Source organism: Streptomyces sp. UC4497 (assembly GCF_054871485.1).
Window position 1 is genome coordinate 525962 of the sequence record NZ_JBTYHB010000001.1, and the last position, 12328, is coordinate 538289.

Annotated in this window: 11 protein-coding genes; 3 read left to right on the forward strand and 8 right to left on the reverse strand. The window is 70.7% G+C overall.

All coding sequences use genetic code 11. The features are described 5' to 3' along the window. Nucleotides 1–9: 9 nt before the first annotated feature. Nucleotides 10–1209, reverse strand: a complete 1200-nt coding sequence (locus ACYSUO_RS02350) for an acyl-CoA dehydrogenase family protein (RefSeq protein WP_461774277.1) — start codon at nt 1207–1209, stop codon at nt 10–12. Between the two features lie 23 nt (nt 1210–1232). Continuing rightward, complete coding sequence (locus ACYSUO_RS02355; RefSeq protein WP_461774278.1) at nt 1233–2783, reverse strand: acyl-CoA synthetase; 1551 nt, start codon at nt 2781–2783, stop codon at nt 1233–1235. A gap of 147 nt (nt 2784–2930) precedes the next feature. On the opposite strand from ACYSUO_RS02355, the gene ACYSUO_RS02360 reads away from it, so the two are divergent. Beyond that, nucleotides 2931–3554: a TetR/AcrR family transcriptional regulator gene (locus ACYSUO_RS02360; protein WP_461774279.1), complete on the forward strand. Its 624-nt coding sequence runs from the start codon at nt 2931–2933 to the stop codon at nt 3552–3554. A 165-nt stretch (nt 3555–3719) separates the two neighbouring features. Here ACYSUO_RS02360 and glgC read toward each other — a convergent pair whose 3' ends face one another. Then, nucleotides 3720–4937 carry a glucose-1-phosphate adenylyltransferase gene (gene glgC / locus ACYSUO_RS02365; RefSeq protein ID WP_461774280.1) on the reverse strand — a complete coding sequence of 406 codons (1218 nt, stop codon included), beginning with the start codon at nt 4935–4937 and terminating at the stop codon, nt 3720–3722. A 17-nt stretch (nt 4938–4954) separates the two neighbouring features. Further along, nucleotides 4955–6112 (reverse strand): glycogen synthase, encoded by a 1158-nt coding sequence (gene glgA, locus ACYSUO_RS02370; protein WP_461774376.1) that lies wholly within the window; start codon nt 6110–6112, stop codon nt 4955–4957. Between the two features lie 316 nt (nt 6113–6428). On the opposite strand from glgA, the gene ACYSUO_RS02375 reads away from it, so the two are divergent. Then, a complete protein-coding gene (locus ACYSUO_RS02375; RefSeq protein WP_461774281.1) occupies nt 6429–7433 on the forward strand; it encodes a DMT family transporter in 1005 nt (334 codons plus the stop codon). Between the two features lie 51 nt (nt 7434–7484). Here the strand turns inward: ACYSUO_RS02375 and ACYSUO_RS02380 are convergent, their stop codons facing one another. Next, nucleotides 7485–8585, reverse strand: a complete 1101-nt coding sequence (locus ACYSUO_RS02380; RefSeq protein WP_461774282.1) for a transglycosylase family protein — start codon at nt 8583–8585, stop codon at nt 7485–7487. 87 nt (nt 8586–8672) lie between these two features. Next, entirely contained in the window at nt 8673–9644 is a 972-nt protein-coding gene (locus ACYSUO_RS02385; protein ID WP_461774283.1) for an acetylxylan esterase, read from the reverse strand. Nucleotides 9645–9790: 146 nt separating this feature from the next. Between ACYSUO_RS02385 and gndA the strand changes: the two genes are divergently transcribed. Further along, nucleotides 9791–11230, forward strand: coding sequence for an NADP-dependent phosphogluconate dehydrogenase (gndA, locus tag ACYSUO_RS02390; RefSeq protein WP_461774284.1), 1440 nt, complete (start codon nt 9791–9793; stop codon nt 11228–11230). Between the two features lie 9 nt (nt 11231–11239). Here the strand turns inward: gndA and ACYSUO_RS02395 are convergent, their stop codons facing one another. Beyond that, entirely contained in the window at nt 11240–11452 is a 213-nt protein-coding gene (locus ACYSUO_RS02395; protein WP_461774285.1) for a hypothetical protein, read from the reverse strand. 78 nt (nt 11453–11530) lie between these two features. Further along, entirely contained in the window at nt 11531–12328 is a 798-nt protein-coding gene (locus ACYSUO_RS02400) for an NAD(P)-binding domain-containing protein (RefSeq protein WP_461774286.1), read from the reverse strand.

Consider the following 12328-nt stretch of genomic DNA (forward strand, 5'->3'; position numbering starts at 1 on the left):
CCGCGCCCGTCAGCCCGGCATCAGCAGTTGCCGGGCGATCCCGTTCTTCTGGATCTCGGACGAGCCGGTGAGCACGCGGAACATGCGCAACTTCCGGAAGATGGACTCGACTTCGGCGCCGCGCACGAGGCCCGCCTTGCCGTGGATCTGCACGGCCTCGTCGGCGATCCGGAAGGCGTTCTCGGCGACGAACAGCTTGCACATGAAGGCCTCGGTGCGCGGCTCCCTGCCCGCGTCGAGGTCGGCGAGCGCGTCGTACGTCATGCTGCGCGCCGCGTAGTACGAGGTGGCCATGTCGGCGAGCTTGTGCTGGATGGACTGGAGCGCGCCGAGCGGCGCCCCGAAGACCTGTCGGGTGCGGGCGAAGTCGACGGTGAGGGCGAGGGCGCGGCGGGCCTGGCCGAGGACGGTCGGGCAGTGCAGGAGCCGGTTGGTGGTGACGCGGCCGAGTCCGATACGCAGCCCGTCGCCGACCTTGCCGAGCAACTGCCGCGGTTCCACACGGCAGTTGTCGAGCACGATGTCGCTCTCGATGTGCTCGCCGGACATCGGTGTCTCGCCGGGCAGCACCGTGCAGCCGGGTGCGTCGAGGTCGACGAGGAACGCGGAGAACACCGGCTTGGCGTCCTCGGGTGCGTCCGGCTCGGGCGCCATCCGTGCGATGAGGACGGAGAAGTCGGCGAACGGTCCGGCGGAGGAGAACACCTTGTGCCCGGTGATCCGCCAGCCGTCCCCGTCGGGTGTGGCGACGGTCTTCATCGCCCGTACGTCGGACCCGGCATCGGTCTCGGTGAGCGAGAAGCAGCAGGCCCGCTCGCCCCGGATGACCGGCTCCAGATATGTCTCGATCTGGTGCTCGGTGGCGTACTGGAGGATCGACCCGGCGCGCAGCGGACCGCCCATGTCGCCAAGGACGCTGTGCTGAAGGAGCCGCCCGGAGGCACCCACCTCCTCCTTGAGGGCGGCGAGTTCGGTGTACGTGAGGTCCTGGCCGCCGTGTTCCTTCGGCAGGTGGATGCCGTAGAAGCCGAGTTCGCGGCTGCGCCGCCAGACGGGTTCGAGCTGGGCCCGGGTGTAGCCACTCTCGGGCTCGATCCCCAACTCTGCTTCATAAGCGGCGAGTTCCCCGCCGAGATAGTCACGCAGTCGCTCCACCAGGTCCTGGAGCCGCGGGTTGTCGTCGTACGTGGGGGTGAGGGTGAAGGTCATGGCGCTCTCCTGTGCAAGGGGCTTCAGTGGACGCGGCGCTCGGCGCCGGACCAGTGGCGCGCGCGGACGGCGCGGCGGTCGATCTTCCCGTTGCGATTGACGGGCAGCGCGTCCACGAACTCCACGGACCGCGGCTTCTTCACGCGGGCGAGGCGTTCGGCGCAGAAGTCGACGATGTCGTCCTCGGTGGCCTCGGCGCCGGGCCGGAGCACGACGACCGCCTTGACGGCCTCGCCCCACTTCTCGTCGGGCACACCGACGACGCAGGCCTCCGCGAGGGCGGGGTGGGCGTACAGGACGGCCTCGACCTCACTGCAGTACACGTTGTAGCCACCGGAGATGATCATGTCTTTCTTGCGGTCGACGATGAACAGGTAGCCGTCCTCGCGCAGATAGCCCAGGTCACCGGTGTGCACCCAACCGTCCTTGAACGTCTCGGCGGACAGCTCGGGTTCGTGCCAGTACGCGGTGACACAGTCCGGGCCGCGGGCGACGACCTCGCCGATGCTCCCTGCGGGCAGCGCGGTGCCCGCCTCGTCGACCACGCGTATCTCGGTGTCGAACACCGGCCGTCCGCAGGACAGCAGCAGGTCGGGGTCGGTGGTGGTGCCGGCGAGCACGTCCTCACGCGTCAGCACGGTGATGCCACTGGTCGTCTCGACCTGCCCGTACCCCTGCATGACGATCGGCCCGAACGCCTCGACGGCCTCGCGCAGCCGCTGTGGCGAGACGGGCGCGCCGCCCACGTGCAACGACCGGAGACTGGACAGGTCGGCGGTGGCGGTCTTCGGGTGGGCGAGCAGCATCCCGAGCATGGTCGGCACCAGGAACGTGGCGGAGATCCGCTCGGCCTCGACCGTGGCGAGGAACAACTCGGCGTCCCAGCGCGGCAGTACGACGACGGTGGCGCCGGAGGCGAGCAGGGCGAGGAGCGGCATGCCGGGCGCGTGCGTGATGGGTCCGGCGGCGAGGTAGCACTCGCGGGTCGAGGGTGAGGCGTCCGAACCCATCATCCGCTTGCGCATGTTGGCGAGCCGGTTGCCGTGGGTCTGCACGGCGGCCTTCAGCTTGCCGGTGGATCCGGAGGTGAAGTTGAGGACGGCGGCGTCGTGCTGGTCGACCTCGACGGCGACGGCCTCCTCGCCCCCTTCGGCGAGCAACTCCCCATAGCCGAGCGCCTCTTGATCCCCGTAGTCGACGAGCAGACAATCCACCGATGCGCGCTCCAGGGCGGCTCGGGCGGCTTCGATGCGCTCGCTGTCCACGAACAGGACGCGGACGTCCGCGTCATCGAGGATGTGCGCGACCTCCTCGACGGAGAGCCGCGGGCTGATCGGCACCCGCACGAGGCCGCTCTTGGACAGGGCCATCTCGGTCTCGACGGCCTGCGCGCAGTTACCCGCGTACGTCGCCACGGCCTGCCCCGGCGCGAGTCCGCGCCCGATGAGCGCGGAGGCCAGACGGTTGGTGATCCGCTCCAGCTCCCCGTACGTCAGCCTGCGTTCCCCGCAGATCAGGGCCTCGCGTTCCGGCCAGAAGGTGCTGCTTCGAGTGATGTACGTGCCCAGGTTCACGGATTGCTCCCACGCTCGACGGCTCAAATCATCATGGCGGCCAATAGTGGACAGCGTGTCTACAAACCTTCGAGGTGTCAATGATCCGGTGTACGCTTCCGGCACCGATCCGGGACCGACCGATCTGGGACGCGAGAGGAGCCGGACATGCCGCCGGAAGCGGGCGATCGCCGAGTACGCCGCACCCGACGCCTGTTGCGCGACGCCCTGGTGTCGCTGTCCCTGGAGCGGGGCTACGCGACCGTGACCGTGGAGGACATCACGGAGCGGGCCGACCTGGGCCGGGCCACGTTCTACAAGCACTACACGGACAAGGACGACCTGCTCGACCGCGTGGTGACCGACCTGCTCGACGAGCTGCAGGACCGGCTGCGCCCGCTCGTCCAGGGCTCAGAGGTGGGCTTCACCGGCAAACCGGCGCTGGAGATCTTCCGGCACGCCGAGGAGGAGCGGGACGCCTACCGGATGATCCTGCGCGGCGAGGGCGACGGCCGGGCCCTCCGCCAGTTCACTCGGGCGCAGGCGGAGGCGACGGCCGGGGTCTTCCGAGCCCGCGCCGAGCACGAGGGGGTCACACCCCGGATCAGCGTCGACGTCCTGGCACACGCCTGGGTCGGCGAACAACTCGCCGTACTCGGCTGGTGGTTGGAGGCCGACCCCCGCCCGATGCCCCCGGAGGAGGCCACCCGTATGCTGCTCGACCTCTCACTCCGCGGCCGCTACTGGGCCAACGGCTTCACGGGCGAACCACCGGTCCCCGCCCCTTCCTAGAAAACCCTCACCGGGGCCTCAGCACGCCGGGACCTTCGCTCGTCGTCCCATCAGCCACAGGCCGCACGTCGGCAGGGCGAACACCAAGAGCAGCACGGACAGCACCAGCAGCGCTTTCATGAGCCAAGTACAGCACCGGCCGTCGGCGCACCCTGCCTTTTCTCCTCAGTGCACCGACTGCCCCTTCCCGAGGGCGATCACTCCCGACTTCGACACGGTGTAGAGCTCCGCGTCCCGGCCCGGGTTGACGCCGATGGTCGCGCCGACCGGGACCTCCACGTTCTTGTCGAGGACGGCGCCGCGCACCACCGCTCCCCTGCCGACCCGTACGTTGTCGTGCAGGACCGAGCCCTGGACGACCGCGCCGTCCTCGACGACGACGCCCGGTGACAGGACGGAGCGGGTGACCTGGCCGCGGATGACGCAGCCGGGGCTGACGATGGACTCGGCCGCGATGCCGCCCGCGCAGAACTTGGCCGGCGGAAGCTGGCCGGGATGGGTGTAGATCGGCCAGCGGCGGTTGTCCAGGTTGAAGACCGGAGTGTCCGAGATGAGGTCCATATGGGCCTCGTAGTAGGCGTCGAGGGTGCCGACGTCACGCCAGTAGCCGTGGTCGCGGTCCGTCTCCCCCGGCACGTGGTTGCCGTCGAAATCGTAGAGCTGGGCGACGCCGCGCTCGGTGAGCATCGGCACGATCGAACCGCCCATGTCGTGCGCCGAGTTGGAGTCCTCCGCGTCGGTCGTCAGCGCGTCGACCAGGACCTTGGTGGTGAACAGGTAGTTGCCCATCGACGCGAACACCTGGTTCGGGGTGCCGGGCAGCGGCGGCGGGTCGGTGGGCTTCTCCAGGAACGCGTCGATGCGCGTGCCGTCGCGGGCCGGGGTGATGATCCCGAAGGACGACGCTTCCCCGCGCGGCACCCGGATGCCCGCCACAGTGACGCCCGCGCCCGACTCGATGTGCTGGGCGAGCATCTGCCGCGGATCCATCCGGTACACGTGGTCCGCGCCGAACACCGCGATGTAGTCGGGCTGTTCGTCGTGGACCAGGTTGAGGGACTGCAGGATCGCGTCGGCGCTGCCCGAGTACCAGCGCGGTCCGAGCCGCTGCTGGGCCGGGACCGGCGTGACGTAGTTGCCGAGCAGGCTCGACATCCGCCAGGTGGTCGTGACGTGCCGGTCCAGCGAATGCGACTTGTACTGCGTCAGGACGCAGATGCGCAGGATGTCGCCGTTGACCAGATTGGACAGGGCGAAGTCGACCAGGCGGTACGTACCGCCGAACGTCACCGCGGGCTTCGCCCTGTCCGCGGTGAGCGGCATCAGCCGCTTTCCCTCCCCGCCTGCCAGTACGATCCCGAGCACCGAAGGTCCGCCGCGCATCCCAACCCCCCTGTGATTCACGTACCGTTGAGAATCTCCTGGTACACGTCGACCGTGCGCCGGGCGATCGCGTCCCAGCCGAACTCGGCCGCCGCCCGCTCCCGGCCCGCCTCGCCCATCGCCCGCGCCGCTCCGGGATCGGCGACAACCCGGTTCAGGGCGTCCGCGAGCCCCGCCTCGAACGCCTCGGGCTCCGCGGCCGCGTACGGGACGAGCAGCCCCGTCTCGCCGTGCGCGACGACCTCGGGGATGCCGCCGACCTGCGAGGCGACCACCGGGGTGCCGCAGGCCATCGCCTCCAGGTTGACGATGCCGAGCGGCTCGTACACGGAGGGGCACACGAACACCGAGGCGTGCGTGAGCAGTTGGATGACCTCGGTGCGCGGCAGCATGGCGGGGATCCAGCGCACCCCGTCGCGCGTGGCCTTCAACTCGTCGACCAGCTCCCGGAACTCGCGCCCGATCTCCGGGGTGTCCGGCGCGCCCGCGCACAGCACGACCTGGACGTCCTTCGTCAGCCCCTTTGCCGCGCGCAGCAGATGGGGGACGCCCTTCTGCCGGGTTATGCGGCCGACGAAGAGGATGTAGGGGCGCTGCGGGTCGATGTCGTAGCGGCGCAGCACGTCCGTCCCGGCGTCCGCGTGGTAGAGCGAGACGTCGATGCCGTTGTGCACGACGCGGACCTTCTTCGGCTCCAGGGCCGGATAGCAGGCGAGGATGTCCTTGCGCATCGCGTGCGACACGGCGATCACGCCGTCCGCGGCCTCGATCGCGGTCCGCTCCGCCCACGCCGACAGCGCGTAGCCGCCGCCCAGCTGCTCGGCCTTCCAGGGGCGCAGCGGCTCCAGGGAGTGCGCGGTCATCACGTGCGGTATCCCGAGGTGCAGCGCCGCCAGGTGCCCCGCGAGGTTCGTGTACCAGGTGTGGGAGTGCGCGAGGTCGCGGCCTTCGAGGGCCGCGGCGATGGCCAGGTCCACGGAGAGCGTGCGCAGCGCGTCGTTCGCCCCGTCGAGCGCGGGCCAGGCCCGGTGCCGGCGCACCCCGTCGGCCGCTCCCTCGCCCCACGTGTGCACCTCGAGGTCCACGAGGGGGCGCAGCTCGCGCGCCAGGAACTCCACGTGCACTCCGGCGCCGCCGTAGACATCCGGCGGATACTCCCTTGTCAGCAGTCCCACACGCACGCGCGGCCCCCGTAGTCGTCGGTCGGCGACACTCGCTCCGGATCGCTACCCGCTCTGGATCGCTGTTTCGAAAGCGCACCTCATGGTCACCCATGGAGGGCCCGTGCGGAAGGGCGCGGACGGCAACGGGACCCGAGTCTCCCGGTGGTCCCTGGGGCACCCGCCCTGGGGATGAATCAGGATGCGGCCTACTCCAACGGGAGTAGGACCCAATGCGTGCTCAGGTCGGACGACAGGGAGAGGGGAAAAGCGCGATCGTAGAGAGTATGAGAAGCGACCGTGCGCCACGCCGCACCTCCAGGGGCGCCTCATGAGCGACCTGGTGCTTTCCGTGCTGCTCTCGCTCGTCTCCGCCGTCGCGTACGCGGGCGGGGCGATCGTGCAGGAGCGCGTGGCCGTGACGTCGCCCAAGGCGGCGTACGCCCCCCTGCGCCGGCCCGCCTGGTGGGGCGCCGGATGCCTGAACGGCCTGGGCGCGGTGCTGCACGTCGCGGCGCTCGCCTTCGGCCCCCTCAGCGTCGTACAGCCGCTGGGCGCCCTCACGATCGTGCTCGCGCTGCCGATGTCGGCGCTCCTGGTGGGGCGCAGGGCCGGAGCGACGGCCTGGCGCGGCGCGATCATGGCGACGGTCGGCCTCGCGGGGCTGCTCTCGCTGACCGGGTCCACGACCGAGCAGTCGCTGGACGGGACGCAGCGCCTGTTCGTCGGTCTGATCACCGTGGGCGGCGTACTGACCCTGATGTCGTCGGCCCGTGTGGCGCACCGGCACCCCGTGGTGCGCGCGGTGCTGCTCGCGGTGGCGGCCGGTGGCGCGTTCGGCATGGCGTCGGTGTTCACGAAGTCCGTGACCGAGGACTGGACCGGGCAGCCGCTGGAGCAGCTCGCCACGCTCCTCGCGATCGCGGGCCTGGCCGCGACCGGGATGCTGCTGTCGCAGGCCTCCTACCGGGGCGCAGGGCTCGCCGCGCCGCTGGCGACCGCGACGGTCGTGAACCCCGTGGTGGCGGCGACCATCGGCATCACCATGTTCGGCGAATCGTTCCGGTACGGCACGATCGGCACGGTGCTCGCGCTCACCTGCGGTGTCGTGGCGGCGGGCGGCCTGATCCTGCTGACGACGGAGCGCATCGGGCGCGGCCGCCGGGCGGGCTCCTCGGTCGTCGCGACCGTCCCGCACGGAGTGTCACCGGTGATCCCGCCGGTGGTGCCGGACAGCCCGGCCGGGCTCGACTCCGTGCCACTGCCGCCGCGCGCGCCTGGGCCCCGTCAGGAGCCGCCGTGCGGGGGCTGGACGGCCGAGGACATCCGATCGTGACACCGGCGCCGGGACCGCTCGGACACTCTGTCCCTGAGGCTTCTCGGGCGCTCAGATCCTGACGCCGCGGGCCCGCAGATACGCCAGCGGGTCCACGTCACTGCCGAAGCCGGGCCCCGTCCGCACCTCGAAGTGCAGATGCGGGCCCGTGCTGTTGCCCGTGGAGCCGGAGCGGGCGATGCGCTGGCCGGCCACCACGCGTTGGCCGCTCTTGACCGTCAGCGCCGACAGGTGTCCGTACTGGCTGTACTTGCCGTCGGCGTGCCGGATCACCACTTCGTAGCCGTACGAGCCGCCCCAGCCGGCCGAGACGACGTGCCCGGCGGTGATGGCCTTCACGGCCGTGCCCGTGGGCACCGCGAAGTCGACGCCCGTGTGGTAGCCCTTCGACCAGGAGGAACCGGCGGCGCGGTAGGGGGTGCCGAGGGAGGCGGCGACGGGGGCGACGGCGTTGTGCGTGGTGGCCTTCGCCGTGTCGGACTTCTTGGCGACGGGTTTCTCGGACCTCTTGGCGACGGGCTTCGGCGCCTTCTTCGCGGGCTGCGCCTGCGTCTTGCCCTTCCCCGGGATGCCGAGGCGCTGCCCCGGAGTGATCAGGTCCGGGTCGGAGCCGATCGTGGCGCGATTCGCCGCGTACAGCGCCCGCCAACCGCCCTTCACGGACCGCTCGGCGGCGATTCCGGAGAGGCTGTCCCCGCTGACGACGCGGTACATCTGGGCGCGTCCCGCCCGTGACTGCGGCGTGGCCTGCGGCCGCACGTCCGGCGTCGCGGTCGTGCGGGTGAGGTTCGCGCGCTGCGAGCACACCGGCCAGGCGCCGGGCCCCTGCCCCTTGAGCACCTTCTCCGCCACGGCGATCTGCTGGTCCCTGGTGGCGAGGTCGGCGCGCGGCGCGTAGGCGGTGCCGCCGTACGCGGCCCAGGTGGAGCGGGTGAACTGGAGTCCGCCGAAGAATCCGTTGCCGGTGTTGATGCTCCAGTTCCCGGAGGACTCGCACGCGGCGACCTTGTTCCACGTGTGCGCGTCCGCGGCCTGCGCCGAGCCCGCGCCGACGATCGGGATGGCCATGCCCACGCCGCCCACGGTCACTGTGAGCGACGCCCGGTTGACCCGGCTCGGCTGATACCGGCGGTGCCGGCCACGTAACGCCATGAAAGCCCCCTCAGCCACACGTAGGAGCGGCAAATTAGCCGCTCCTACGTAAGTGGACAAGAGTGCCGCGAGCCACCTTGGCGGGATTCAGTCCCTCAAGTGCCCAGGAATCCAACGAAGTTGCGCGGCCTGCTGGAAGGGGCCGCCGCCCTCGTGGTCGTTGAACGCGTACACCTCGATCGACTTCTCGGCGCCCGCCCAGTGGTTGTACGCGCCGAAGACCGTGGACGGCGGGCAGGTCAGGTCCTCCAGGGCTGCGGAGAACAGGGTCGGCGCCGTGGCGCGCGCCGCGAAGTTGATGCCGTCGAAGTAGGAGAGCGTGCGGAAGGCGCGCTCGTCCTCGCCGATGTGGGCCTTGAGGTAGAGGGCGATCTCGCGGTACGGGTGACGCTCGGTGAGCGTGGCCGCGCGCCGGAAGTCGCACAGGAACGGCACGTCGGGCGCGGCCGCCCGCAGGTCGGGCACGAGGCCCGCCACGGCGATGGTGATGCCGCCGCCCTGGCTGCCGCCGGTGACGGCGACCCGCGAGGCGTCCACGAGCGGGTGCGAGCGGGCGGCGTCGACAGCGCGCACGGCGTCCGTGTAGACGCGGCGGTAGTAGTACTCGTGCGGGTCCTGGATTCCGCGCGTCATGAAGCCCGGCTGGGCCGGCGTGGAGCCGACCGGGTCCGCGGTGTCGCCGACGCTGCCACCGCTGCCCTGCCCGCGGGTGTCCATCACGAAGTGCGCGAACCCGGCGGCCGCCCAGCGCAGGTGGGTGTGCGGGAGGCCGCGGCCGCCCCCGTAGCCGATGTACTCGACAACGGCCGGAAGCGGCTCGTTCGTGCCTGCCGGAAGGACCAGCCAGCCCTTCACGGGATGCCCGCCGAAGCCCGCGTACGTAACGTCGAATACGTCGACTGCCGTGTACGGGACATCGACGGGTTCGAAGCGTGCGTCCAGGTCGTGGTCCCTGGCCTCGACGAGGGTCTTCTCCCAGAAGGCGTCGAAGTCGTCGGGGGCAGTCAACTCCGGCTGGTACGTACGCAACGCATCGAGTGACAGGTCGAAATGAGGCACGCACGGCTCCAAATTCGTAGAGAGTCCACGGTGTAGAGAATCCACGGTGGGGTCGGATCGCCAACCTAACCCGACCACCACCAGAATTGAACAAGATCTTTCATCTTCCGTATGCACAAGCAACAGAAGCGACAGGAGCGGCAGGCATGAGCGACACAGCCCAGATCGGTGTCACAGGGCTCGCTGTGATGGGGCGCAATCTCGCCCGGAACTTCGCCCGCAACGGCTACACGGTCGCCCTTCACAACCGGACGGCGTCCCGCACGCACGCGCTGGTCGAGGAGTTCGGCGAGGAGGGCATCTTCGTCCCGACCGAGACGGCCGAGGAGTTCGTGGCCGCGCTCGAGCGGCCGCGTCGCCTGGTCATCATGGTGAAGGCGGGCGAGCCGACCGACGCGGTGATCAAGGAGTTCGCGCCGCTCATGGAGTCGGGCGACATGATCATCGATGGTGGCAACGCGCACTTCGCGGACACCCGGCGCCGCGAGAAGGAGCTGCGCGAGCAGGGCATCCACTTCGTCGGCACCGGCGTCTCCGGCGGCGAGGAGGGCGCGCTGCACGGGCCGAGCATCATGCCCGGCGGCAGCGTCGAGTCGTACGCCTCGCTCGGTCCGATGCTGGAGAAGATCTCCGCCAAGGCGAAGGACGGCGCGCCCTGTGTGACGCACGTCGGCCCCGACGGGGCGGGCCACTTCGTCAAGATGGTGCACAACGGCATCGAGTACGCCGACATGCAACTCATCGGCGAGGCCTACCAGTTGCTGCGCGACGTGGCCGGGTACTCCCCCGCGCAGATCGCCGACATCTTCCGCACCTGGAACACGGGCCGCCTCGACTCCTACCTGATCGAGATCACGGCCGAGGTCCTCTCGCACGTGGACGAGGCGACCGGCAAGCCCTTCGTGGACGTCGTCCAGGACCAGGCCGAGCAGAAGGGCACCGGACGCTGGACGGTGCAGATCGCGCTCGACCTGGGCGTGCCGGTGTCCGGCATCGCCGAGGCGGTGTTCGCGCGCTCCCTGTCCGGGCACGCGGAACTGCGCACCGCTTCCCGCGAGTTGGCGGGGCCGACGGCGGCGACGCTGAGCGAGTCGGAGGCCGCCGCCTTCGCGGACCGCGTCGAACAGGCCCTGTACGCCTCGAAGATCGTGTCGTACACGCAGGGCTTCCACGAGATCTCCGCGGGCAGCGAGGAGTACGACTGGAACATCGACTCCGGCGCGGTGGCCCGGATCTGGCGCGGCGGCTGCATCATCCGCGCCGCATTCCTGGACCGGATCACGGCGGCGTACGAGGCGGAGCCGAACCTGGTCTCGCTGCTGTCCGACAAGGGATTCGCCGACGAGATCGCCGCGGCTCAGGACGACTGGCGTTCCGTCCTGGTCGCGGCGACCACGCAGGGTGTGCCCACGCCGGGCTTCGCCGCCGCGCTCGCCTACTACGACGCGCTGCGCGCCGAGCGCCTGCCGGCCGCGCTCACACAGGGCCAGCGGGACTACTTCGGCGCGCACACGTACCGCAGGGTCGACCGGGAGGGCTCGTTCCACACACTGTGGGGCGGTGACCGCTCCGAGGTCGACGCGTAGCCGTTTCGGCTAGGCGGGTGACGGCTCGGGCTCCGGCGGATGCGGGTCGGGGTCCGGGTTCGGCCGCGGCGGCACCGGGTCCGGCGGCGAGGGCTGCGGCCCCGGTTCGGGCACCGGCGTCGGGAACGGGTCCGGCATCGGGCCGGGATCCGGCCGGTCCGGACCCGGCCCGGGTCCTGGCGTGGGGGTCGGCGGGACGGGATCGGGGAACGGTTGCGTCATCGTTGGTTCCTCCAACGGTTCGGAGGGGACCTTTCCACTCTCTCCCGGCTCGCGTGCCCACGCCCGCCGAGTCCACGCCTACGACCCGTCGAGTGGCCGACCGAGGTCGGCGAGCAGCTCGTCGAGCGCCTTCGTGAGGGCCTCGACGTTCGCCGGATCGAACCAGGTGGTGCGGATCCGTTCATTGTTCCCCTTCGGCGTCTCGTGGTCGGCCGCGAGCCGGTCGAGGGAGCGGGTCCCGTCGCCCAGCGAGCGGCCGACGCCCTGGAAGAGGCCGCGGACGTAGCGATCGGCGTCGTCGGGAGCGATGCCGTGGCCGACTGCCCATGTGGCGAGCGTCGCGAGATACGCGTAGTGGGTGGTCAACGTGCCGGTGAGCGCGGACAGGACGTTGAAGGCGGCCTCGTCCGCGACGGGCAGCGCGCCGCCCATCCGCGCGAAGAAGGCATCCACTTCCGGGTGCGAGGGGTGCACGACCGTCACGGAGCGGCGTTCGCGGATGGTCGGCAGGGGAATGGCGCGGACCAACGGGACGTCGGTGCCGAGCCTTCGGCGCAGTTCGTCGTTGCCGACGCCCGCCATCACGTTGACCACGACCCTGTCGCCGTCGATCCGTAGTCCGGCCACGGCGTCGTGCCAGTCCCGGCGGCGCACCGCGAGGAGCACCAACTCTGAGCGGTCCACCACCTCCTGGTTGTCGGCGCACACCGTGACACCCGCGTACTGCCTGGACAGCGCCGCGGCCGTGCGGGCTCCCCGCGGGGAGAGGAACACCTCCGGCGAAGCACCGCCCTCGTGGCGCAGGCCCTCGACGACGGCCCGGCCGATCTCGCCCACCCCGATGATGCCGACGCGTCGCACCGTCTCCTCCTCCAA